This window comes from Streptomyces olivaceus (assembly GCF_000721235.1).
Taxonomy (GTDB): Bacteria; Actinomycetota; Actinomycetes; order Streptomycetales; family Streptomycetaceae; genus Streptomyces; species Streptomyces olivaceus.
The window spans coordinates 161979-185628 of the sequence record NZ_JOFH01000019.1 but is presented as its reverse complement, the minus strand read 5'-3'; the positions used below and the strand labels follow the sequence as shown (position 1 = coordinate 185628).

At 72.2% G+C, this 23650-nt stretch carries 16 protein-coding genes; 10 read left to right on the top strand and 6 right to left on the bottom strand.

Going from position 1 to position 23650, the window contains the following annotated elements; translation table 11 throughout:
- Positions 1 to 40: 40 nt before the first annotated feature.
- The 4 genes from fxsA to fxsT all read left to right on the top strand — a co-directional run bounded on the left by fxsA (position 41) and on the right by fxsT (position 6423).
- On the top strand, positions 41 to 235 hold the full coding sequence (gene fxsA / locus IG94_RS0122030; RefSeq protein WP_031039672.1) for an FxSxx-COOH cyclophane-containing RiPP peptide: 195 nt from the start codon (positions 41 to 43) through the stop codon (positions 233 to 235).
- 254 nt (positions 236 to 489) lie between these two features.
- Entirely contained in the window at positions 490 to 1686 is a 1197-nt protein-coding gene (locus IG94_RS0122025) for an FxsB family cyclophane-forming radical SAM/SPASM peptide maturase (RefSeq protein WP_031039668.1), read from the top strand.
- Positions 1686 to 3269, top strand: a complete 1584-nt coding sequence (locus tag IG94_RS0122020) for an aKG-HExxH-type peptide beta-hydroxylase (protein WP_031039666.1) — start codon at positions 1686 to 1688, stop codon at positions 3267 to 3269. Before IG94_RS0122025 ends, IG94_RS0122020 begins: the two co-directional genes overlap by 1 nt.
- A 130-nt stretch (positions 3270 to 3399) precedes the next feature.
- A complete protein-coding gene (gene fxsT, locus IG94_RS0122015; protein ID WP_031039664.1) occupies positions 3400 to 6423 on the top strand; it encodes an FxSxx-COOH system tetratricopeptide repeat protein in 3024 nt (1007 codons plus the stop codon).
- 90 nt (positions 6424 to 6513) lie between these two features.
- On the opposite strand, the gene IG94_RS0122010 is transcribed toward fxsT, so the two are convergent.
- The 4 genes from IG94_RS0122010 to IG94_RS0121995 all read right to left on the bottom strand — a co-directional run bounded on the left by IG94_RS0122010 (position 6514) and on the right by IG94_RS0121995 (position 13301).
- Positions 6514 to 10329: a multifunctional oxoglutarate decarboxylase/oxoglutarate dehydrogenase thiamine pyrophosphate-binding subunit/dihydrolipoyllysine-residue succinyltransferase subunit gene (locus IG94_RS0122010; protein ID WP_031039660.1), complete on the bottom strand. Its 3816-nt coding sequence runs from the start codon at positions 10327 to 10329 to the stop codon at positions 6514 to 6516.
- A 280-nt stretch (positions 10330 to 10609) separates the two neighbouring features.
- Positions 10610 to 11734, bottom strand: a complete 1125-nt coding sequence (locus IG94_RS0122005; protein WP_031039656.1) for a sensor histidine kinase — start codon at positions 11732 to 11734, stop codon at positions 10610 to 10612.
- Positions 11731 to 12471, bottom strand: coding sequence for a response regulator transcription factor (locus IG94_RS0122000; RefSeq protein WP_031039652.1), 741 nt, complete (start codon positions 12469 to 12471; stop codon positions 11731 to 11733). The genes IG94_RS0122005 and IG94_RS0122000 overlap by 4 nt, the downstream gene beginning before the upstream one ends.
- Before the next feature lie 113 nt (positions 12472 to 12584).
- A complete protein-coding gene (locus tag IG94_RS0121995; RefSeq protein WP_031039649.1) occupies positions 12585 to 13301 on the bottom strand; it encodes a spermidine synthase family protein in 717 nt (238 codons plus the stop codon).
- Positions 13302 to 13518: 217 nt separating this feature from the next.
- Here IG94_RS0121995 and lon point away from each other — a divergent pair, with 217 nt between their 5' ends.
- Complete coding sequence (lon, locus tag IG94_RS0121990) at positions 13519 to 15942, top strand: endopeptidase La (RefSeq protein ID WP_031039647.1); 2424 nt, start codon at positions 13519 to 13521, stop codon at positions 15940 to 15942.
- Between the two features lie 110 nt (positions 15943 to 16052).
- Here the strand turns inward: lon and IG94_RS0121985 are convergent, their stop codons facing one another.
- Positions 16053 to 16880 carry a lysozyme gene (locus IG94_RS0121985; protein WP_031039644.1) on the bottom strand — a complete coding sequence of 276 codons (828 nt, stop codon included), beginning with the start codon at positions 16878 to 16880 and terminating at the stop codon, positions 16053 to 16055.
- A gap of 239 nt (positions 16881 to 17119) precedes the next feature.
- Between IG94_RS0121985 and IG94_RS0121980 the strand changes: the two genes are divergently transcribed.
- Positions 17120 to 17614 (top strand): MarR family winged helix-turn-helix transcriptional regulator, encoded by a 495-nt coding sequence (locus IG94_RS0121980; protein ID WP_031039641.1) that lies wholly within the window; start codon positions 17120 to 17122, stop codon positions 17612 to 17614.
- Positions 17615 to 17714: 100 nt separating this feature from the next.
- Here IG94_RS0121980 and IG94_RS0121975 read toward each other — a convergent pair whose 3' ends face one another.
- Entirely contained in the window at positions 17715 to 18506 is a 792-nt protein-coding gene (locus tag IG94_RS0121975) for a protein phosphatase 2C domain-containing protein (protein WP_031039637.1), read from the bottom strand.
- A gap of 441 nt (positions 18507 to 18947) precedes the next feature.
- Here IG94_RS0121975 and IG94_RS0121970 point away from each other — a divergent pair, with 441 nt between their 5' ends.
- The 4 genes from IG94_RS0121970 to IG94_RS0121955 are packed head-to-tail and all read left to right on the top strand — an operon-like array spanning position 18948 to position 23632.
- Complete coding sequence (locus IG94_RS0121970) at positions 18948 to 22043, top strand: sensor histidine kinase (protein ID WP_078892384.1); 3096 nt, start codon at positions 18948 to 18950, stop codon at positions 22041 to 22043.
- Positions 22040 to 22561 carry a roadblock/LC7 domain-containing protein gene (locus IG94_RS0121965; RefSeq protein ID WP_031039629.1) on the top strand — a complete coding sequence of 174 codons (522 nt, stop codon included), beginning with the start codon at positions 22040 to 22042 and terminating at the stop codon, positions 22559 to 22561. The genes IG94_RS0121970 and IG94_RS0121965 overlap by 4 nt, the downstream gene beginning before the upstream one ends.
- Complete coding sequence (locus tag IG94_RS0121960; RefSeq protein ID WP_031039625.1) at positions 22558 to 23010, top strand: DUF742 domain-containing protein; 453 nt, start codon at positions 22558 to 22560, stop codon at positions 23008 to 23010. Before IG94_RS0121965 ends, IG94_RS0121960 begins: the two co-directional genes overlap by 4 nt.
- On the top strand, positions 22991 to 23632 hold the full coding sequence (locus IG94_RS0121955; RefSeq protein WP_031039620.1) for a GTP-binding protein: 642 nt from the start codon (positions 22991 to 22993) through the stop codon (positions 23630 to 23632). Before IG94_RS0121960 ends, IG94_RS0121955 begins: the two co-directional genes overlap by 20 nt.
- Positions 23633 to 23650 lie beyond the last annotated feature (18 nt).

Sequence of the window (23650 nt, the reverse complement as noted above, 5' to 3'; positions counted from 1 at the left end):
CCCCGCCCACGGGGCGGAGCGGCACGGGAGAGGAACGGGGATGGGCATACGGAACGGGACCGGCGCGGCACCGGCACCGCCGGGCGACGAACAACCGCTGCCGGACCTGCTGGAGCTGGACCTGGCGGAGCTGGGGACCATCGAGCATCCGGTGCTGCGGGAGGTGCTGGGGGAGCTGCGGGCGCGGGCCGCGGAGCCGAGCGAGACACTGTGGGACTTCGACAACTCCTTCTAACACCTTCCGCGTTGACCGCCTTTCGGGACGGAAGCGAGGTCGTGTCGTAGGGATCGCGCCATTCTTCCGAGCGCAGGAGGGTGCTTACGGTCATCCTGACGCGCCGAGATGCGTGAATAGGACAACTGTTGTAGAGCCAAGTTTCGGACCGGCGCCTCGCCGGGCATGCCGCTCGGTGTGGCAGGGGGCCGGGGTACGGGCCCGTGACGGCGCGGCACGGCCGTACGGCATGGGGGGCTGGAGTGTCGGGACAGATCACCACCGATCCGGCTGCCGCAGTCCCGGAGCGAGCGGCCGATTCCGGACGTCCCACGCCCTTCAAGCAGTTCATCGTGAAGGTGCACAGCCGCTGCAACCTCGCCTGCACCTACTGCTACCTGTACGAGGGCCCCGACAGCGGCTGGCGCGACCGCCCCGCCGCCACTCCGGCCGCCGTCCTCGACGCCACCGCCGTCCGCATCGCCGAGCACGCCACCCGGCACGCCCTGCGCGACCTGGCCCTCGTGCTGCACGGCGGCGAACCCCTGCTCGCGGGCGCCAGCACGCTCGCCGCGTTCGTCGCCCGGGTCCGTGAGCGCGTCCCGGCAGGCTCTCAGGTCCACGCCACCGTGCAGACCAACGCCACCCTGCTCACCCCGGAACGCCTCGCCGTACTGGCCGACGGCGGCATCCGGGTCGGCATCAGCCTCGACGGCGGCACCGCCGCCCACAACCGGCGTCGCGTGGACCACGCGGGCCGCCCGTCCTGGCCCGCGGCGGCACGCGGGGCCCGCCTGGTCGCCGATCGCTTCCCGGCGTCGTACGCGGGCGTCCTCGCCGTCGTCGACCCGGCGCTGGACCCGGTCGAGACGTACGAGTCGCTCCTCGCCCTGCGCCCGCCCGTACTGGACCTGCTGCTGCCACACGGAAACTGGTCCGTGCGCCCACCCGGACTGAGCGGCGTCCGCTACGGCGACTGGCTGTGCGCGGTCTTCGACCGCTGGTGGGCGGCCGGACAGCGCGAAACCCGGGTACGGCTCTTCGAAGAGTGCCTGGCCCTCCTGCTGGGCCTGCCCGCCGCCACCGAGGCGCTGGGGCTCGCTCCCTTCGGCGCGGTCGTCGTGGAGACCGACGGGTCGATCGAGCAGGTCGACTCCCTCAAGTCGGCGTACCCCGGCGCCGCCCGGACCGGCCTCGACGTGTTCGGCAACACCTTCGACGAGGCACTGCGGCACCCGGGCGTCGCCGCCCGGCAGGCCGGAGCGGAGTCGCTCGCGGAGCAGTGCCGCGCCTGCCCGCTGCTGCGGGTCTGCGGCGGCGGGCACTACGCGCACCGCTACCGCGCCGGGCACGGTTTCCAGAACCCTTCCGTGTACTGCGCCGACCTCCAGCGCTTCATCCGGCACGTGGCCGCACGGCTGGCAGCGGCCGCCGTACCTGGACCGTCCTCGCCCCGAGGGGGTGCCGCGTGATGTTTCCGGTGGTCTCGGACAGGGCCCTGCTCGAACTCGCCCGGACCGAGGGCGGCCCCGACACCCTGGCGCTCCTCACGAGGGACCAGGACACGCGGCGACTGCTCCTGCTGCGGGCCGTGCTCGATGCGGCCGAGGCAGCCGACCCGTCCGTCTGCACCCCGGGGCAGAAGGCGCGGCTGCGCGCCGACTGGGCGCTGCTGACCGAGGCGGACCGGGCTGCGGCGGTGGGCGCGCGGACGGCGGAACGCCGGCCGGGCGACCTCGACCGTGCGGGGAGCCGGGTCGTCGCACCGTCCGGTGCGCAGATCCGCCACGTAGACCGGTACGGAGCCCCCCGCCCCCCTGCCGTCGCCGTCCCGACCACCGACCCTGCCGCCGCGGCGATGCCGGGCAACCCCGTCCGTGCCCGACTCTTCCACCCGCTGACCGGCCCCTGGGCACGCTCCTGCCTGCGGGGCCTCGACGCCCGGCCGGGGCAGGCGAGTGGGGAACGGGCCCGCAGGTTGCGGCGCGACCTCGCCCACTTCGGTGCCGTAGCCGCGGTCGGCGCCGCCGCTTCGGGCGTCCCGTTCATCACCCGGCTGACGGCCCGCGCCGGGATTCTCGTCCTCCCCTCCCTCGGCGCCCTGCACACGGTGCGGCCCGGGGACGTGCCCGTCGACGTCACGTGCACCGCGGGGCGGCTGGTGCTGCGCCAGACGGACGCTCCCGATGTGACAGTCCACCTGGAGAGCGGATTCGGCGCCTGGTCCGGGGCCCTGGCCTGGACCCCCGCACACGCGCTCCCCCCACTCGTGCCGGGCGCACCGCACCTGCCGTTCGACGACCTAGACCCGTACCGCGAGCCGCCCGGCGACTCACGCCACGGCAACTTGCGCACACCACTGGCCCTGGACGACGCGGAGTACAAGCGGTGGTTGCAGGTCTGGTCCGGAATGGCCGGGGCCCTGCGTTCGGGAGGTGCGCAGCGCCTCGCCGAAGCGGCCACGCTCCTGCGCTGCCTGATCCCCCTGCGAACACCGTCGAGCGCCGGTGCCGGACGGGGCAGTGGCAGTGCCACCCGCCGCGAGGCGTTCGGCGCCCTCCTCAGCAGCACGCCGCCCGACGCCCCGGCCCTGGCCGCGACCCTCGTCCACGAGCTGCAGCACGCCAAACTCACGGCCCTGAGCGACCTGGTGACGCTGCACCGGGCCGGACCCGAGGCACGGTACTTCGCGCCCTGGCGCCCCGACCCCAGGCCCTACGACGGCCTGCTCCAGGGCACGTACGCCCATCTCGCGCTGGCCGCCTACTTCCAGCGCAGGGCGCTGCGCACCGCGTCCTGCGACCGAGACCGGGCGTGGGCCCAGCACGCGCGCTACCGCGCTCAGGTCCAGGCAGCCCTGCCCGCCCTCGTCGGCTCGCCCGACCTCACCGTGCGAGGCCGCCGCTTCGTCGACGAGATGACCGCCTGCCACGAACGGATGGCCGAGCCCTCCGCGCCCAGGGGCCACACCGCACGCGCGCAGGCGTACGTGCAATCCGCGCGCGCACTGTGGACCCGCAGGCACGCCTCCGCGCTCCCGCCGCCGAATGAGTGAGGATGCCCGCACGCGGCGGCCGGGTACGGAAAGATCGCCGGGACAGGGTGTGTTGCCGTCGGTCGGCGGACTTACGCGTGACGCTCCAAGGTCCTAGGATTTTGTGGTACTACGCGCTGGAGGCCACTGCATGTCTGGAGCTCGTAAGCCGGTCGAGGCGACCGGGAGGGGGACCGCCAGGCAGACGGTCACGATCCACTTCGCGGGGTTCAACCGGGCCTGGTCCGCCTGGATCGCCGACCGGCTGGAGCGGCGCGGCGTGCGGGTGGTGCCGCTGCGCTGGGACTCCCCGGCGGACGTGCCGCTGGTGGACCTGCTGCGCGACCTGACGCTTGCCGAGGGCCGGGTCCTCATCGTGGTCAGTGAGTGGTATTTCCAGCTCGGCCCCCGCACCCACGAGGAGTGGAACGCGGCCCTGCGCGAGATCGTCGCCCCCGACCCGTCCCGGTTCGCCGCCGTCTCCGTCACCACGGCCACGGTTCCGTCGGCGGCGGCCGTGCTGGCGCCGGTCGCCCTGACCAACATGGGCGCCGAGGAGGCCGAGCGGCGCCTGCTCGACCGGCTCGACCTGCCGACCGAGCCGCTGCCCCAGACGACGGCGGAGTCGCGCCGCGGGCCCCGGTTCCCGGCGGCGATGCCGGACGTGTGGGGTGTGGTGCCGCGCCGCAACACGCGCTTCACCGGCCGGGAGCCGCTGTTCAACGAGGCCTACCAACTGCTCCAGGGTGCCGAGCCCGGCGCCGGTGTGGTGACACTGCACGGCATGTCCGGAGTGGGGAAGACCCAGTTCGCTGCCGAGTACGCGCACCGGTTCGGCTCGGAGTACGACGTGGTCTGGTGGGTCAACGCGGAGAACCGCGTCACCTACCGTCGCCAACTGGCCGAGCTGGCGCCCAAACTGGAGCTGCGCACCGGCCAGGAGTACGGCGAGCGGCTGCGCGCGGTGCGTGACGCGCTGCGCCGCGGGGAGCCGTATTCGAGGTGGCTGCTGATCCTGGACGGGGCGGACGAGCCGGACCAGATCTGGGACCTGCTGCCGACCGGCCCCGGACACGTCCTCGTCACGTCGCGGAACCCGGAGTGGAGCGAGCACAACAGCAAGCTGCTCGAAGTCCACATCTACCCGCGCGACGAGTCGGTGGCGTTCATCCGCCGCCGCGCGCCCCGGCTGACGGAGGCGGACGCCGACCAGCTGGCGGAGGCGCTGGGCGACCTGCCGCTGCTGCTCGACCAGACGGCGGGCTGGCTGAACGACTCCGACCTGTCGGTGGAGCAGTACATCGCTCTGTTGGAGGGCGGCATCGACAGCGACGTGGTGAAGGTGTCGGCGGACTTCCCGCTGGCCTTCCAGACCGCCTGGTCGATACTGCTGAACAAACTCCGCGAGACCGTCCCGGAGTCCGTCGCCCTCCTGCGGCTGTGCACCTTCTTCGCACCGGGGTTCATCCCCGTACGCCTGCTCAAGGAGATGCCCGGCGACGAACTGCCCGAGCAGCTCGCCGGGCTGCTCAACGACCCGCTGCTGTGGAACAAGGCGGTCAACCAGCTGCGCGCCTACTCGGTGGTCCGCCTGGAGTCCCACGAGGCGTCCGTCGACGAGACCGTTTCCGCCGGGGAGTCGCTGTACCTGCACCGCATGGTCCACCAGATCGTCCACAAGGACATGCCGGACCCCGACCGCGGCGAGTTCATCGAGGTCGTACGGCGTGCCCTCGCGGCGGCGGACCCGCGCCGGCCGACCGACACCCAGCTGTGGCCGGGCTACGCCGAGATCGTGCCGCACCTGAAGTACGCGGACGTCCTCAACAGCACGGACGGGCAGGTCCAGCGCCTGGTCTTCAACTGCCTGCGCTACATGTACTTCTCCGGCGAGTACCGGGCAGGCATCAAGCTCGGCGGGCGCGCCCTCGACACCTGGCGCAGGATCCTCGGCCCGACCCACCCGCGGATCTGGGAACTCAACTACCACTACACCAATCTGCTGCGCGCCGTGGGCGACTACGCCAGGACCGAGGCCCTCAGCCGGGAGGCGGTCGACCACCTCCGGGAGGAACGCGGGCCACAGGACCTGGACCACCTCAGGGCGGCCGCGGGCCTGGGCGGCGACCTGCGGGGCCTCGCCCGCTACGACGAGGCCCTGGAACTCTCGCAGTGGGTCCTGGTGGCCTACCGCGACCTCCTCGGCCTCCAGGACTCCCGGACCCTCAACGCCCAGAACAATCTCGGCGTCTCCCTGCGCCTGCTCGGCCGCTACGAGGAGGCGCTGGAAACCGACCGGCGCACCATGGAGGAGCGCCGTCAGCTGCTGCGCGCCCGCCATCCGTGGGCACTCAGCTCCGAGATCACGTACGCCATCGATCTGCGTCTGCTGGGCCGCTACGCCGACGCCGAGTCCCTCCAGACGAAGAACGTCCGCGAGAACCGCATCGTGATGGGCGCGGACAATCCGCAGACCCTCAAGGCCGAGTACAACCTGGCCCTGTGCCGGTACCGCCTCGGCGAGCGCGCCCCTCGTGGTGAGGAGCCGGGGCCGATGCTGACCAGTGTCCTGGAGCGTGGTGAGCGGGTGCTGGGCGAGACGCACCCGCTCACCCTGATCTTCGCGACGGGCCAGAGCTGCTACGCCCGCGAGCACGGGGACATCGACCAGGCGCGCGAACTCAGCGAGGCCGTCGTCGCACGCTACGAGATGATGCTCGACGAGGGGCACCCGTTCATCGCCGGGGCCCGCGCCAACCAGGCCCTCATCCTGCGCAACGTCGGCGAACGCGAGCACGGCCACGTCCTCGTCGAACAGGCACTGGCCGGGATGAAGCGGGCCGTCGGCGAGAGCCATCCCTGGACGCTCGGCTGCGCCCTGAACGCTTCCGCGCTGCGGAACCTGGTGGGTGACACCGAGGGCGCCGCCGAACTCAGCCGGGAGACGGTGACGGCGGCCATCGAGACGCTCGGGCGCACGCATCCGCTCACGCTCTCCACCCGTATCGCGCACGCGGCGGACCTGCGCGGCCTGCGGGACCGCCGGCAGGCGGAGAAGGTCGAGCAGGAGGCGCTCTCCGACCTCGACGCGACGCTGGGCAGCAAGCACACCCATACCGTCTCGGCCCGCTCCCGCAACCGCCCGTACTGGGACTTCGAGCCGCAGACGGTCTGACGGCCGCTCCGCCCGCCTGCCACGCCGAGGGGCCCGGCACCGGAATCTCTCCGGTGCCGGGCCCCTCGGCGTCGCGGTGGTACGGGTCGGTCAGGCCTCGAAGACCTCGCGCACCAGCTGCTCCTGCTCGGCCTGGTGGCGCTTGGCGGAGCCGACCGCCGGGGACGAGCCGTGCGGGCGTGAGATGCGGCGCAGGCGCTCGCCGTGCGGGACGTCCGCGCCGACCGCCAGGTCCAGGTGGTCGATCAGGTTGAGCGCGATGAACGGCCAGGCACCCTGGTTCGCCGGCTCCTCCTGGGCCCACAGGTACTTCTCGGCGTTCGGGTACTTGGCGATCTCCGCCTGGAGCTCGGCACCCGGCAGCGGGTACAGGCGCTCGATGCGGATGATGGCCGTGTCCGTCAGACCGCGCTTCTTCCGCTCGGCGTCCAGGTCGTAGTAGACCTTGCCGGCGGTGAAGACGACCTTCTTGACGGCGGCCGGGTCGACCGAGTCGTCGCCGATGACCGGGCGGAACTGGCCCGTCGTGAACTCCTCCGCCTTCGAGGCCGCGGCCTTCAGGCGCAGCATCGACTTCGGGGTGAAGACGACCAGCGGCTTGTGGTGCGGGTTGTGCACCTGCCACCGCAGGAGGTGGAAGTAGTTCGACGGCAGGGTCGGCATCGCGACCGTCATGTTGTTCTGCGCGCACAGCTGCAGGAACCGCTCCGGGCGGGCCGAGGAGTGGTCCGGGCCCTGGCCCTCGTAGCCGTGCGGGAGCAGCAGCGTCACGCCGCTGGTCTGGTTCCACTTCTGCTCGGCCGACGAGATGAACTCGTCCACGACCGTCTGGGCGCCGTTGACGAAGTCGCCGAACTGCGCCTCCCACATCACCAGCGCGTCCGGGCGGGCCAGCGAGTAGCCGTACTCGAAGCCCATCACCGCGTACTCGGAGAGGAGGGAGTTGTAGACGTTGTAGCGGGACTGGTCCTCGGAGAGGTACAGCAGCGGCGTGAACTCGTCGCCCGTCTCACGGTCGATGACGACCGCGTGGCGCTGGCCGAAGGTGCCGCGCTGCGAGTCCTGGCCGGTGAGCCGGACCGGCACGCCGTCCAGGAGGAGGGAACCGACGGCGAGGGTCTCGCCCATGCCCCAGTCGATCGTGCCGTCCTCGACCATCGCCGCGCGGCGCTGCAGCTGCGGCAGCAGCCGCGGGTGCACGGTGATGTGGTCGGGGATGTTGACCTGGGACTCGGCGATCCGCTTGACGGTCTCGGCGGTGATCGCGGTGTTCACGGCCACCGGGAACTCGGCCTGCGGGTCCGAGGGCTCGGACGCGGCCGGCTGGGAGGCGGCCTCGCGGACCTCGGTGAAGACCTTCTCCAGCTGGCCCTGGTAGTCCTGCAGGGCCTGCTCGGCCTCTTCCAGGGTGATGTCGCCGCGACCGATCAGGGACTCGGTGTAGAGCTTGCGCACCGAGCGCTTCTTGTCGATCAGGTCGTACATCAGCGGCTGGGTGAAGGCCGGGTTGTCGGTCTCGTTGTGCCCGCGGCGGCGGTAGCACAGGAGGTCGATCACCACGTCCTTGTTGAACGCCTGGCGGAACTCGAAGGCGAGCCGCGCCACGCGGACGCAGGCCTCCGGGTCGTCGCCGTTCACGTGGAAGATCGGGGCCTCGATCATGCGGGCCACGTCGGTGGCGTACATGGAGGAGCGCGAGGACTCCGGGGCGGCGGTGAAGCCGACCTGGTTGTTGATGACGACGTGGACCGTGCCGCCGGTGCGGTAGCCGCGCAGCTGCGACATGTTCAGGGTCTCGGCCACCACGCCCTGGCCCGCGAAGGCCGCGTCGCCGTGGATCGCCACCGGCAGGACGGTGAAGTCCGTGCCGCCCTTGTTGATGATGTCCTGCTTGGCGCGCGAGACGCCCTCCAGGATCGGGTCGACCGCCTCCAGGTGCGAGGGGTTGGCGACCAGCGAGACGGCGATCTGCTCGCCGTCCAGGCCGGTGAAGGTGCCCTCGGCGCCCAGGTGGTACTTCACGTCGCCGGAGCCGTGCATCGACTTCGGGTCGAGGTTGCCCTCGAACTCGCGGAAGATCTGCGCGTACGACTTGCCGACCACGTTGGCCAGCACGTTCAGCCGGCCGCGGTGGGCCATGCCGACGACGACCTCGTCCAGGCGGGACTCGGCCGCCGAGTCGATGACCGCGTCGAGCAGCGGGATGACGGACTCGCCGCCCTCCAGGGAGAACCGCTTCTGCCCGACGTACTTGGTCTGCAGGAAGGTTTCGAAGGCCTCCGCCGCGTTCAGCCGGCGCAGGATGCGCAGCTGCTCCTCGCGCTCCGGCTTGGTGTGCGGGCGCTCGATGCGGTCCTGGATCCACTTGCGCTGCTTCGGGTCCTGGATGTGCATGAACTCGATGCCGGTGGTGCGGCAGTACGAGTCGCGCAGCACGCCGAGGATGTCGCGCAGCTTCATCAGGGACTTGCCGGCGAAGCCGCCGACCGCGAACTCGCGCTCCAGGTCCCACAGGGTGAGGCCGTGCTCGTTGACGTCGAGGTCGGGGTGCTTGCGCTGCTGGTACTCCAGCGGGTCGGTGTCGGCCATGACGTGGCCGCGGACCCGGTAGGAGTGGATCAGCTCGAAGACGCGGGCGGCCTTGGTGACGTCGTCGTCGTGCGAGGCGTCGATGTCCTTGAGCCAGCGGACCGGCTCGTAGGGGATGCGCAGCGCCTTGAAGATCTCGTCGTAGAACCCGCTCTCGCCGAGCAGCAGGTTGGCGACCTGGCGCAGGAACTCGCCGGAGGCGGCGCCCTGGATGACCCGGTGGTCGTAGGTCGACGTGAGCGTCATGACCTTCGAGATGCCGAGCTTGTTCAGGGTGTCCTGGCTGGTGCCCTGGAACTCCGCCGGGTAGTCCATGGAGCCGACGCCCATGATGACCGACTGGCCGGGCATCAGGCGCGGCACGGAGTGGACGGTGCCGAGGCCGCCGGGGTTGGTCAGCGAGACGGTGACGCCGGTGAAGTCGTCCATCGTCAGCTTGTTGTCGCGGGCGCGACGGACGATGTCCTCGTAGGCCTGCCAGAACTCGAAGAAGTTCAGCGTCTCGGCCTTCTTGATCGCCGCGACGACCAGCTGGCGGTCGCCGTTGGGCTTGACCAGGTCGATGGCGAGGCCGAGGTTGACGTGGGCCGGCTTGACCAGGGTCGGCTTGCCGTCCTTCTCGCCGAACGAGTGGTTCATCGACGGCATGGCCTTGATGGCCTGCACCATCGCGTAGCCGATCAGGTGCGTGAAGGAGATCTTCCCGCCCCGGGCGCGCTTGAGGTGGTTGTTGATGACGATGCGGTTGTCGAACAGCAGCTTCACCGGGACCGCGCGCACGGACGTGGCCGTGGGCAGCTCCAGCGAGGCGTTCATGTTCTTCACGACCGCGGCGGCCGGGCCGCGCAGGGTGACCGTCTCCGGGCCCTCGGGCGCGGCGGCGGCGTCCTTGGCGGGCGCCGCGGCCTTCGCCTGGGCGGCGGGCTTGGCCGGGGCCGGCGCGGCGGCGGGCTTCGCGGCCGGAGCCGCGGGGGCCTGGGCGGCCGGCTTCGCGGGGGCGGCGGGCTGCGCCGCGGCCGGGGCGGCGGCCTGCGCCTGCGGGGCGGGCGCGGCCGGCTGCGCGCTGCCGGAGTCCGTGGTCGCGGCACCGGGGGCGGCCGGGGCGGCGGTCTGGGCCGCGGGCGCTCCTGGCTTGTAGTCGGCGAAGAAGTCCCACCAGGCTCGGTCCACGGAGTTCGGGTCCTGGAGGTACTGCTGATAGATCTCGTCGACGAGCCACTCATTGGCACCGAAGGCGGCCGCGGGGTTCTTGCCCGCGGTGTTCGCTTGGTCGGTGTCGGTCGAGATGCTCGAGTTACTGGGGGACTGTGGCGACACGGCGAGAACCGCCCTCTTCCGCTTCACAAGATGGTGGACAGCGGGAATCAAGGCTACGCCTACCTGACCGGGAAGGTCAGGCCGGGCCCGTTCATCGTCGCGTAAGTCACATCACAGACCGCGTTTCGGCGCTGGAAATGGCGGGAAACAAGCGAGGTTCTGTTGCGTGCGGGATCGGGAGACCCGGACCCGGCGCCCCGGCGCCGCGGTCCTTTACCTGCTCACACGTGTCCGCCAGCGCGAACGCCGTGGATCTTTACCCTCCGCTGTGAACCCTACGTCAACCGGACGTCGACGGAAGCCCCGGAAGGGTGATGACGATCCGGCAGCCGCGCTCGGATTCGGCCACCCCGATCCGGCCGCCGTGCAGATCCACTGCCCAGCGCGCGATCGCCAGGCCGAGACCGGTGCCGCCGTCGCTGCCCGGACCGTGCGGCCGGGACACCGAACCCCGGTTGAACCGCTCGAACACCCGGCGCCACTCCGACCGCGGGATGCCGGGCCCCTCGTCGAGCACCTCCAGCTCAAGCGATTCCGGCAGTTCGCCGCGGCGCGCCCGGACCGTCACCCGGCCGTGCGGCGGGCTGTGCTTGACGGCGTTGTCGATGAGGTTGGAGACGACCTGGTGGATCCGCTCCGGGTCGGCGTGCGCCGTCAGCTCCGGCGGGAAGACGTCCAGCGCCAGGTGCACGTCGGTGCGGGTGTGGCTGCCCGAGCCCGAGGCGATGCCCGCGCGTGCGGAGGCCACCATGTTGGCCTCCTTCAGCACGCCCGACAGGTACGGCCACACCTCGAAGCGCCGTTTGCGCAGCGGTATGACGCCGTTGTCCAGGCGGGAGAGGTCGAGGAGCGTCTCCACCAGCCGGCCGAGCCGCTCGGTCTGCCCGAGCGCGGTGCGCATGGTCTCCGGGTCGGCCTCGGTGACGCCGTCGACGATGTTCTCCAGCACCGCCCGCAGGCCCGCGATCGGGGTGCGCAGCTCGTGCGAGACGTTCGCCACCAGCTCCTTGCGCTGCAGGTCCTGGGCCTCCAGGTCGTCGGCCATGCGGTTGATGGTGACGGCCAGGTCGCCCAGCTCGTCACGGCGGTTCTCGCGCACCCGGCGCGTGTAGTCGCCGTGCGAGATGGACCGGGCGACGGCGTTCATCTCGTCCAGCGGCGCGGTCAGCGAGTGCGCCACGAACTGCGTGATCAGCAGCGTGGCGATCATGGAGAACACCGTGATGAAGCGCAGCTCCGTCTTCGTGTTCACCGCGACCACCGACAGGCCGGTGGTGATCAGCACCGACGTGACGACCAGCGCGCCCAGCTTGGTCTTGATCGAGAACGGGCGTACGCCGCCCCAGGGATCCCCGGCGCTCCGTGGGGCGGGGTTCCTCCGGGCGGGCTCCCGTCCTGCGCTCACGGGTTCGGCGTCTCCAGCGCGTAGCCCACGCCGTGCACGGTACGGATGCGCTCGGCGCCGATCTTCCGCCGCAGCGCCTTGATGTGGCTGTCCACGGTCCGGGTGCCGGAGGCGTCCGCCCAGTCCCACACCTCGGCCAGCAGCTGCTCGCGGGAGAGCACCGCGCGCGGCGTGTTCGCGAGGCAGACCAGCAGGTCGAACTCGGTGGGGGTGAGGTGGACGTCCTCGCTGCGCACCCGCACCCGGCGCTGCGCGTGGTCGATCTCCAGCTCGCCGAGGCGCAGGATGCCGCTGCGCGGCGTCGAGGCGGCCACGACCGCCCGCTCCACCCGGCGCAGCAGCACGTGCACCCGTGCGGCCAGTTCACGCATCGAGAACGGCTTGGTCATGTAGTCGTCGGCGCCGACGCCCAGGCCGACCAGCATGTCGGTCTCGTCGTCGCGCGCGGTCAGCATCATCACCGGCACCGGCCGCTGGGCCTGCACGCGACGGCAGACCTCCAGGCCGTCGAAGCCGGGCAGCATGATGTCGAGGATCAGCAGGTCGGGCTGCCAGGCCTCGGCCGTGTCGACGGCGGCCGGACCGTCGCCCGCCGTCTGCACCAGGAACCCTTCGGCGCGCAGACGGGTCGCGATGGCGTCCACGATCGTCTGGTCGTCCTCGACCACCAGCACCCGGCGCTGCGCGCCCTGGGTGGCCGTCGCCGAGCCGTTGTGGGAGGTCTGTGTCTGCTCCATCGCCCGCCCCTGAGGTGTGCTTTCCGGAATCAGTGGGGTGATTCCATGACTGCGATTGACGCTTGAATGATCCGCGTCAGAGCAGCAGCGTACGGGCAGTCCCCACGCCATTGCTATCCAGGACCGACGCCGAGATGCACGACGTCCGGAACGCCCCGGGCAACGGGGATCTCTTCGGTACGCACGTGTTGGAAACCGGCATTACGCAAGGTTTCTTCGAAATCCGGAGAGGGCTGTGCCGACCATACGGCGAGCACCCCGCCGGGCCTCAACAGCCGCGCGCAGTCCGCCAGTCCGGACGGTGCGTAGAGCCCGCCGTTGCCCTCGGTGACGGTCCAGCCGGGGCCGTTGTCGATGTCCAGGCACAGGGCGTCGTACGTGTCGGAAGTCTCACGGACGTACTCGACCAGGTCCGCCCGGACGATCTCGGCGCGCGGATCGGCCAGCGCCTCGGCGGAGAGCGCGGCCAGCGGCCCGGCGAGGTGCCAGTCGATGATGGCGGGCTCGCGCTCGACGACCGCGATCCGGCCCCAGCGCGGGTCGGCGGCGGCGTGGACGAGGGAGAAACCGACGCCGAGTCCGCCGATGAGCAGATGCGGCGCGGTGCGCCCGCCGGGCCCGGTGTTCTTCCCGGCCGCCGTCAGCGCGCCGGCCGCCGCGTCGACCAGGCGCCGCTCGGAACGCCCGTCGGAGGTGTCCATCAGGAAGCACCCGTTCGCGATGATCTGCAGCAGCGTCCCGTGCCGGCGCAGGACGACCTCGCCGTACGGACCCTCGCGGCGGTCCAGCACCTCGGGGGCGTCGGGGGAGTCGTGGGTGGTGAGGGGCATCGGCCCATCCTGGCACCCGTCCTGGCTCACCCTGGCACCCGTCCGGGCTCATCCTGGCACCCGTCCTGGTGGCGGAATGCCGGCCGGTCCGGGGGTGCTGTCACCGGGGAGGCGGCGGCCGCGCTTGATCGCTCACAGCGAACACCCCGTGGGGAACAATCACGGACTCTCTTTCATTGAGTCGATGTAACTCAACTTGACTGCCGAAGGGGAGATCATGGCTGCTGAGTCCGCCGCCTTCACACCGCTCACCCTGCCCGTGCTGCCGCTCGACGACGAAGTGGTCCTGCCCGGCATGGTCGTCCCCCTGGACCTGAGCGACGCCGAGGTACGGGCCGCGGTGGAGGCCGCCCAGGCCGCTGCCCGGTCCGAACCCGGCAAGCCCCGCGTCCTCCTCGTCCCGCGCATCGACGGCAACCACGCCGCCACCGGCGTGCTCGGCACCGTCGAGCAGGTCGGCCGCCTGGCCGACGGCGACCCGGGCGCCCTGATCCGCGGCCGGGGCCGGGTGCGCATCGGCGCCGGCACCACCGGCCCCGGCGCCGCGCTCTGGGTCGAGGGCACCCGCGTCGACGAGACCCTGCCGGAGCCGCTGCCCGGCCAGGTCTCCGAGCTGGTGACCGAGTACAAGGCCCTGGCCACCGCGTGGCTGCGCAAGCGCGGTGCCTGGCAGGTCGTCGACCGGGTCCAGGCCATCGACGACGTGTCCGCGCTCGCCGACAACTCCGGCTACTCGCCCTTCCTCACCACCGAGCAGAAGGTCGAACTCCTGGAGACCACCGACCCGGTCGCCCGTCTGAAGCTCGCCACGCAGCAGCTGCGCGACCACCTCGCCGAGCAGGACGTCGCCGAGACCATCGCCAAGGACGTCCAGGAGGGCGTCGACAAGCAGCAGCGGGAGTTCCTGCTGCGCCGCCAGCTCGAAGCCGTGCGCAAGGAACTGCGCGAGATCAACGGCGAACAGGAGGGTGAGGAGTCCGACGACTACCGCGCCCGGGTCGAGGCCGCCGACCTGCCGGAGAAGGTCCGCGAGGCCGCGCTCAAGGAGGTCGACAAGCTGGAGCGCTCCTCCGACCAGTCGCCCGAGGGCTCCTGGATCCGCACCTGGCTCGACACGGTCCTGGAGATGCCGTGGAGCGAGCGCACCGAGGACGCGTACGACATCCAGGGCGCCCAGGGCGTGCTCGACGCCGAGCACGCGGGCCTTCAGGACGTGAAGGAGCGCATCACGGAGTACCTGGCCGTGCGCAAGCGGCGCGGCGACCGGGGCCTCGGCGTCGTCGGCGGCCGGCGCGGCGGTGCCGTACTGGCCCTGGTCGGCCCGCCCGGCGTCGGCAAGACCTCGCTCGGCGAGTCCGTCGCCCACGCGATGGGCCGCAAGTTCGTCCGCGTCGCCCTCGGCGGCGTCCGCGACGAGGCCGAGATCCGCGGCCACCGCCGTACGTACGTCGGCGCGCTGCCCGGCCGGATCGTGCGGGCGATCAAGGAGGCGGGGTCGATGAACCCGGTCGTCCTGCTCGACGAGATCGACAAGGTGGGCTCGGACTTCCGGGGCGACCCGGCCGCCGCCCTCCTCGAAGTCCTCGACCCGGCGCAGAACCACACCTTCCGTGACCACTACCTGGAGGTCGAACTCGACCTGTCCGACGTGGTCTTCCTCGCCACCGCCAACGTCCTGGAGGCCATCCCCGAGGCCCTGCTCGACCGCATGGAGCTGGTCCGCCTCGACGGCTACACCGAGGACGAGAAGGTCGTCATCGCCCGTGACCACCTGCTCCCGCGCCAGCTGGAGCGGGCCGGACTGGACGCCGGCGAGGTCACCGTCGACGAGAGCGCGCTGCGCAAGCTGGCCGGCGAGTACACCCGTGAGGCGGGCGTGCGCACCCTGGAGCGGTCCATCGCGCGGCTGCTGCGCAAGGTGGCGGCCCAGCACGAGCTGGGCGAGCGGGAACTGCCGTTCACCGTCACCGACGCCGACCTGCGCGCTCTGATCGGCCGGCCGCACCACGTGCCCGAGTCCGCGCAGGACCCGGCCGAGCGGCGCACCTCGGTGCCGGGCGTGGCCACCGGCCTCGCGGTCACCGGCGCGGGCGGCGACGTCCTGTACGTCGAGGCGTCGCTGGCCGACCCGGAGACGGGCGCGGCGGGACTGACCCTCACCGGTCAGCTGGGCGACGTGATGAAGGAGTCGGCGCAGATCGCGCTGAGCTTCCTGCGCAGCCACGGGGCCGAGCTGGAACTGCCGGTCGGCGACCTCAAGGACCGGGGAGCCCACATCCACTTCCCGGCGGGCGCGGTCCCCAAGGACGGCCCGAGCGCCGGCGTCACCATGACCACGGCCCTCGCCTCGCTCCTGTCGGGCCGGCTGGTCCGCACCGACGTGGCGATGACCGGCGAGGTCTCGCTGACCGGGCGCGTGCTCCCGATCGGCGGCGTCAAGCAGAAGCTGCTCGCCGCGCACCGGGCGGGGATCACCACGGTGATCATCCCCAAGCGCAACGAGCCCGACCTGGACGACGTCCCGGCGGAGGTACTGGACCGGCTCGACGTCCACGCCGTGAACGACGTCCGCCAGGTCCTGGAACTGGCGCTGGCACCGGCGACGAACGGTGCTCAGCCGGAGGTTCCGGTCGCGGCGTGACGGACGCGGCCGGACGCATGAAGAGAGATGAAGGTGAGTAGGTGAAGGGGAAGGCCCGGACTCCGCGCGGAGTCCGGGCCTTCGCCGCGTCCGGATACGCCCGGGGGCCGTCAGCCGTTGGCCAGCGCGACCACCCGGTCGAGTGCACCGTTGAACCTGTCGTGGTCCCCCACGGTCGGCCCGGACGACGTGTACTGCCACATCGTGTGGAAGCCCCATCCGGCCGGCAGTGTGCCCACCGAGGACGCGTACCGGGCGATCCACAGCGGGTTGGCGGCGGCGAAGCCGGCGTAGTCGCCGGTGCACTGGGTCCACCAGTTGGTCGCCGTGTAGATCACCGCGTCGCGGCCGGTGCGGGCCTTGTACGTGTTCAGGAAGTCGCGGATCCAGGTGACCATCTGGCTCTGCGTCCTGCCGTAGCAGGTGGCTCCGTACGGGTTCCACTCGATGTCGAGCACGCCTGGCAGCGTCCTGCCGTCCCTGGACCAGCCGCCGCCGTGGTCGACGAAGTGGTCGGCCTGGGCGGCGCCGCTTGTCGTGTCCGGGGTGGCGAAGTGGTACGCGCCGCGGATCATGCCGACGTTGTACGAGCCGTTGTACTGCTGGGCGAAGTACGGGTTGGTGTAGTACGTCCCCTCGGTGGCCTTGGCGTAGGCCCACTTGACCCCGCTGCTCCACAGGGTCGGCCAGGGGACGTCGCCCTGGTGGCTGGAGACGTCCACCCCCTCCGTCTGGACCGCGCGGCTTTGGGCGGGGGTGCCGTGTACGCCGTCGTGGGCCGCGACGCCCATGCCCAGGTGGGCGGAGCCGCGCGGCGGCACGCTGGCGGCCGGCGACGCCTCGGCGGGAAGGGTGAACACGAGCGAGAACGCGGCGAGCAGGATCCCGGTGACGGCGAAGCGCCGTACGCGGGCCGATCCGGATCTGTGCACGAGCATGGCGTGCCCTCCGATGACTCGGTGGTGCCCGGTGGGGGATGCGCGAGCGGAGAGGACCCGTGGCCGGCGTGCGCCTGCCGGCAGGGGGTCCGGTGAAGACGCTACGCACGTAGAACGGAGGGTGGGAAGAGGGGCCGGAAGCCGCCGTTGGTCTAAGCCTGCGAAATACTTGCCGAGCTGCGGCGACGGCGGGCCGTGGCGGAAACTTTCAGGACCGGAAAATCGAGGCAGGGGCTGACGTGCACGAAGACGGGAACGGCGGCGGTCGCGGAGTCGAATCCCACCTGTCCGGCCATGGTGTGAACCAGCCGGGGTTCCTGGCGCTCGAACGGGAGTTGACGGTCCTGCTGCGCCGGGCCCGCGCCAACCAGGGCGAGATGGCCCGCGAGGTCCACCCCGACCTGGAGTCGTCCGCGTACGGCCTGCTGGTCCGGCTCGGCGAGTGCGGCGGGCAGCGCGCCACCGACCTCGCCGCCTTCATCGGCGTAGGCAAGGCGACGATGTCCCGCCAGCTGCGCGCCCTGGAGGAACTCGGCCTGGTCGCCCGCGAACCCGACCCCGCGGACGGCCGCGCCTGGCTGGTCACCCTCACGCCGGAGGGCCAGGAACGCGTCGGCCGGGTGCGCGAGGCCCGCCGCGCCCGCTACTCCCGCCGGCTCGCCGACTGGGACCCCCGCGAGGTCACGGAACTGGCCCGGCTCCTGCACGAGCTGAACCGGGGGATGGAGAAGTAAGGGGGCGGAGGCGCAGGGGGCGGGGAGCGGAGGACGGGGGAGTGGCGGACGGAGAGGCAGGGGCACGGAGGAGCAGGGAGCGCCGGGCGGTGTGCCCGGCTCACAGCTCCGCGTAGACCGCCGTCGCGTCGTCGTGCGTCTTGCTGCGGCCCAGGAACCTCCGGTCGCCCGCCGCGTCCGCGCGCTCCAACTCCCGTACGCGGTCCACCAGGGCCTGCGCACCCTGCTTGCGCACCAGCGCCAGGCAGTCCCCCCAGTCGCCCTCCCGGAACTTCTCCACCCACCGTGCGGCCCCGTCCGTCAGCGCCGCCAGCGTGCGCACCCCGTCGCGCGGCAGCACCCCGGTCACCGCGCGCTCCGCCACCGCCGGGTCCGCCGCGGCCGTGAAGAAGCCGCCCTCCTTGTTGCGGAGGTCGGCGTCGATCATCGCGTCCGTCGCGAGGGCCGAACGGGGCAGGCGGGCCAGCCGGTCGTCCAGGACGGCCGAGACCGTGCCGTCCACCGCCTCCACCAGCAGCGTCGAGTCGGACAGGACCAGGTACTCGACCGAGGCGGGGGACCAGCGGGCGAGGACGACGGTCGCCTGCGGCGTGCGCGGGTGAGAAAGGTCACAGGTTTCCGCGTGCACGGCCGAGGTACGCGCGATGGCGCGCGACAGGGCCTCGGAGAGGGGAACCTCGGGCAGGGAGACGGTCAGTTCGGCCAGTGCGCCGCCGAGGCGTGCCGTGTACCAGGGAACGGAATGCAGACAACCCGTCGCCGTCCGTGGCGGTGTCACGCCGTCGAGTACGACGAGCGACCCACCCTGTCCGGAGGCCGGTAGCCCGACGCTCGCGAAGTCCTCGTTGGGGTGCTCGGCGAGACCTGGTTCCGAGACGAGTTCCGTGCGCATCCGGCCAGTCTGCACGACCCGTTCAACGCGTCCGCGAACGGCTGCCGGCTTCTGCGTCAACAACCCGCCGACGCAGGTCAGAAGGCGGATACGGGGCAGAAGGCCATGCTCCGGCGGCACGTGGCGGCACATAGTGCCACCGCCCGTCGCGAACGTCCAACCGGCACGCCGCGCGACCACTTGGCACGAGCCAGGGGAACTTGCTCCCCAACTACCCTCCGGGGTTCACTCCTTCGGGTGGCGGGGTGGATTCATGCACGCTCACCACCCCCCGGCACTGCAAGGGTCGGGAACCGGTGGGGGCCTGCCCCGCTCACGCCGTCTCCCCGCCCGGCACGCCGCCGGCGCCCGGGAAACGGACCGGAGCTCGGCGGAGGGTGCGTGCGCCGACCGGCCAGTTGACGGAGCGCCACCCGGGCCCACGGGTATCACGAGTCAGGAATGCGAGCACCGGTGCAGAAGACGCGGCCTCGTCGCACAGGCAAGCAGACGGCCCCCACGGGGAGCGCGGAGCGGACCCCCGGCACCTCCACCCCTCCACCGCAGGAGGCTGCCGTGGGCAAGGGCCGTCCCACCCACGTACGCAACCGCCTGATCGTGGCCGTCGCGGTGGTGGCCGCCGCCGTCGCCGCGGCCGGCGCCCCGTCCGTGGTGACCGCCTCCGGGCAGCTGCACGACTCGCAGGACCTGGTCACGCTCGCCGAGCGCACCCAGGGCGCGCTGACCCTCGCCCACTCCCTCGCGGACGAGCGCGACGAGGTCACCCCCTACATCGCGGCCGGGCGCCCCGAGTCCAAGGCGCCCTCCGAGCAGCGCAGCGCCCGCGTCGACCGGCAGGTCGAGGAACTGCGGGCCGACACCGACACCCCCGCCGGGCTGCGCGAGGACCTGGACGCCGTGGCCGCCCTGCGCCGGGCCGCCCTCACCGGCAAGAGCACCGCCCTCGAAGCGCACGAGGCCTACTCCGAGGCGATCACCGAACTGCACGCCCTGGCCGAGGAGCTGGCCGAGCAGATGCCGCCCCGCGCGGGCGCCGGCGCGTACGCCCTCGCCGAACTGGACACCGCCGTCCAGCAGGCCGCCGCCACCCGGGGCCTGCTGCTCGCGGCGCTCGCGGTGCCGAGCAGCACCGGAAGCGTCATCGACCCGGTCACCGGCCTGCCCACCGAGACGACCACCTCCTCGGACGCCGACGCGGAACAGCGCGACGCGCTCTCCGCCGCCGCCCAGCAGGCCCGCGTACGCTCCGACGCGGGACTCGCCGACTTCCGCGAGGGCGCGCCCAAGGAGGCGCGGGACAGCTTCGACGCCACGGTCGCCGGACCGGACGTCAACTCCGCCGAGAAGTACCTCGCCGCCCTCACCGACGAACCCGCGCTCTCCGACGACGACCTCGCCACCAGCGCCAAGAAGCTGGACGCCGCGCTCTCCGCCCGCGTCGACGCGATGCGCGGCGCCGAGTCCGCCCTCTACGAGAAGCGCGTCACCTCCCTGGAGCAGCTGCGCGACAACGACGTCACCGCGCTGGAGATCCGGATCGCCGCCCTCGGCGCCCTGATCCTGCTCGCCCTGGGCATCGCCACCGCCCTGGCCCGCACCCTCACCCGCCCGCTGTCGGTACTGCGCCGCGGCTCGGCCCGGCTCGCGGAGGCCGAGGACCCGGCGAGCGAGGAGCCGGTGGCCTTCACCGGGCGCAACGACGAGTTCGCCCAGGTCGTCCGCTCCGTCAACGCCCTGCACACGCACGCCGCCACGCTCGCCGGGCGGGTCAACACCCTGGAGTCCGACCGCAAGCACCTCGTCGGCCAGCGGCAGAAGATGGCCGACGCCCGCGAAGAACTGCGCGCCGAACTCGCCGAGTCCGCAGCCCAGCTGGAGACGGTGCGCACGAGCATCGGTTCCACCTTCGTCAACCTCGCCCTGCGCACCCTCGGCCTGGTCGAACGGCAACTCGCCGTCATCGAGGGCCTGGAGGAGCGCGAGCAGGACCCGGACCGCCTCGCCACCCTGTTCAAGCTCGACCACTTCGCCACGGTCATGCGCCGGCACAGCGAGAACCTCCTGGTCCTCGCCGGCACCGAGCACATCCAGCACAGCACCTCACCGGTGCCGCTGGTCGACGTCGTGCGGGCCGCCGTCAGCGAGATCGAGCGGTACGAGCGGGTGCGCATCGCCGCGCTGCCGCCGCACGCGCACGTGGCCGGGTTCGCCGCCGACGACCTGTCCCACCTGCTCGCCGAGCTGATGGAGAACGCCACCTCCTTCTCGCCGCCGGACCTGCCCGTCGAGATCTCCGGCTGGCTCCTGGAGAACGGCGAGGTGATGCTCTCCGTCCAGGACGAGGGCATCGGCATGGCCACCGAACGCCTCCAGCGGCTCAACGCCCGCCTCACCGAGTTCGACCCGGACGCGCCGTACGACCAGGAGGGCGAGGACGGTCTCGGGCTCGGCCTCTACGTCGTCGCCCGGCTCGCCCACCGGCACGGGGCACGCGTGCGGCTGCGGGAGCAGAAGCAGGGCGGTGTCGCCGTCGTCGTCGTCCTCCCGAGCCCGCTGCTCGCCGAGGCCCCGCCGGCCGCGCTGGCCCCCACCGTGCCGCCCGCCGACGGCACCGGCGCCTTCTCCCTGCCGGGCGCGGACGCGGAAGCCAACTCCAACGTCCTCCAGGGGCGTGCGGAGAAGGCGGAAGAGGCGGGGAAGGCGGACGTCGCGGGGAAGACCGCGCAGCCGAGTGCCGACCCGCTGGTGGCCTCGGCCGAGGAGGCGGTACGGCAGGCAGAGGCAGAGGCAGAGGCAGAGGCAGAGGCAGGGGCAGAGGCAGGGGCAGGGGCGGAGCCGGCCGACGCGGACGGAGAGGCCGCCGGGCCCGCCGAGCCCGCTGCGGACGAGGAACCGCGCCCCGAACCGGAGGCAGCCCCGGCCCCCGACACCGCCCCGGACGAGGCGTCGCCCGACACGCCCGAGGCCGGGCAGGCGCAGCACACGGAGCCGGAGACGGATGCCGACGCGGCGGAGCCGGTCGCGGGCGCCCGTGACCTCCCTGACGACACCACGATGGCGCTCCTGCTGCCCCCGGCGGCGGACGAGGAGAGCACACAGGAACAGGAACAGGAACCGGAACCGGAACCGAAGCCCGCCGAGGCGCGGATCCCCGCCCCCCGCTCCGCCGATCCGTACGCCATCGGCCCCGACGCCCACGACCGCACCCCGGACGAAGGCGCGGACCATGGCGGGGACGTCGGTGACGCCGGGGACACCGAGACCACCGACGGCACCGAACCCGTCACCGACAAGGGGCTGCCCAAGCGGACCCCGAGGCTCACCACGCCCGAGCCGGACCAGCGGCCGCGCACGGCGGGCTCCGTCGACGCCGACGCGCTCCGCCGGCGTCTGGGCGGGTTCCGCCGCGGGGCCGAGGCCGGCCGCCGCGACGTCGAGGCGGAGATCGCCGACGGCGCCGGGCGGAAGGGGACGCCGGCGACCGCGGCGGACACCGAAGAATCCACGGGGGGCACTGTCGAGGAGGCAAGCAGTTGACCGCTCCCAGTACCGTCGGACTGAGTATGGAAGCCCGCAACCTGCACTGGCTGCTGACCAACCTCGTCGAGGAGGTGCCGGGCATCGAGTCGGTCGCGGTGGTCTCCTCCGACGGGCTCCTGCTCCTCTCCTCCGACCCCGGTCGCAACGAGGAGGCCCGGCAGGTCCGGGACACACCCCGCAAGAGTCCGCGCGGCTCCGCCGCCGACCTCGCCACCGTCGTCTCCGGCGTCGGCAGCCTGACCGTCGGTGCCGCCCGGCTGATGGACCACGGCGCCGTGAAGCACACGATGGTCACCATGGACGAGGGCAGCCTCTTCGTGATGTCGATCAGCGACGGTTCGCTGCTCGGCGTGCACGGCGCCGCGGACTGCGACATGAGCGTCGTCGCGTACCATATGGCGCTCTTCGTCGGTCGCGCCGGTCACGTCCTGACCCCCGAACTCCGCAGCGAGCTGCGGCAGTCGCTGGAGCCCGACCCGTCCGAGTCGCCCGAGCCGGCGGGGAGCGCCCGATGAGCAGCAGTCCCGGGAAGGCCGGGAGGAACGGCCGGGGCAACCTCCCCGTGCGCGGCGCCGACCGCAAACCCGCCCGCGTACGCCCCTACTCGCTCACCGGCGGCCGGACCCGCTTCGGCCACGTCCTGCTCGTCGAGACGTTCGTCGGCGCCACCGCGGGCACCGCGGCGCTCGAAGCCGCCGAAGAACGCAAGGAACTGACGAATGGTTCACTCACCTCCCGCGTGATGCCGGAGATGCGGGCCATCGTCGAACTGTGCCGCCGCATGCGTACGGTGGCCGAGATCGCCGCGCTGCTGAAGATGCCGCTCGGCGTGGTCCGGGTGCTCCTCAGCGACCTGGCGGACCAGGGAAAGATCCGTGTGTACGGCACCGGGACCGGCCATGGCACGGGCCGCCCGGACCGCGCTCTGCTCGAAAGGGTGCTCAGTGGGCTCCGTCGTCTCTGACGCCGCCGCGTTCGGCGTCCCCCCGCTCGTCGACACCGACGGGCCCGTGCAGCCCTGGCAGACGGATCCCACCCGCGCGCCGGTCGCCACGAAGATCGTCGTCGCGGGCGGATTCGGTGTCGGCAAGACCACGCTGGTCACCGCCGTCTCGGAGATCACGCCCCTGCAGACCGAGGCGCTGATGACCGAGGCGAGCGAGGAGACCGACGACCTCGCCGCCACCCCGGGCAAGCTCACCACCACCGTGGCCATGGACTTCGGCCGCCTCACGCTCGACGACGACCTGGTGCTGTACCTGTTCGGCACCCCGGGGCAGCAGCGGTTCTGGTTCATGTGGGACGACCTGGTGCGCGGCGCGATCGGCGCCGTCGTACTGGCCGACACCCGGCGCCTGAAGGACTGCTGGCCGGCGCTGGACTACTTCGAGAGCTGCGGGCTGCCGTACGTCGTCGCGGTCAACCACTTCGACGGCAGCGAGCTGTTCGAGGCGGAGGACGTGCGGGAGGCTCTGACGATCCCGGCGCACATACCTGTCATGATCATGGACGCGCGCCGCCGGATCTCGGCCATCGAGACCCTGTTGTCCCTCGTGGGCCACGCGCTCGACGAAACACCCGAGTAGAGGAACCCCGAGTACCCG

Coding starts and splice junctions, on each gene's coding strand:
- fxsT (WP_031039664.1), top strand. CDS start 3,400: ATGTCTGGAGCTCGTAAGCCGGTCGAGGCGACCGGGAGGGGGACCGCC.
- IG94_RS0122020 (WP_031039666.1), top strand. CDS start 1,686: ATGTTTCCGGTGGTCTCGGACAGGGCCCTGCTCGAACTCGCCCGGACC.
- IG94_RS0121995 (WP_031039649.1), bottom strand. CDS start 13,301: ATGCCCCTCACCACCCACGACTCCCCCGACGCCCCCGAGGTGCTGGAC.
- IG94_RS0121970 (WP_078892384.1), top strand. CDS start 18,948: ATGCGAGCACCGGTGCAGAAGACGCGGCCTCGTCGCACAGGCAAGCAG.
- IG94_RS0121975 (WP_031039637.1), bottom strand. CDS start 18,506: ATGCGCACGGAACTCGTCTCGGAACCAGGTCTCGCCGAGCACCCCAAC.
- IG94_RS0121985 (WP_031039644.1), bottom strand. CDS start 16,880: ATGCTCGTGCACAGATCCGGATCGGCCCGCGTACGGCGCTTCGCCGTC.
- IG94_RS0121960 (WP_031039625.1), top strand. CDS start 22,558: ATGAGCAGCAGTCCCGGGAAGGCCGGGAGGAACGGCCGGGGCAACCTC.
- IG94_RS0122000 (WP_031039652.1), bottom strand. CDS start 12,471: ATGGAGCAGACACAGACCTCCCACAACGGCTCGGCGACGGCCACCCAG.
- lon (WP_031039647.1), top strand. CDS start 13,519: ATGGCTGCTGAGTCCGCCGCCTTCACACCGCTCACCCTGCCCGTGCTG.
- fxsA (WP_031039672.1), top strand. CDS start 41: ATGGGCATACGGAACGGGACCGGCGCGGCACCGGCACCGCCGGGCGAC.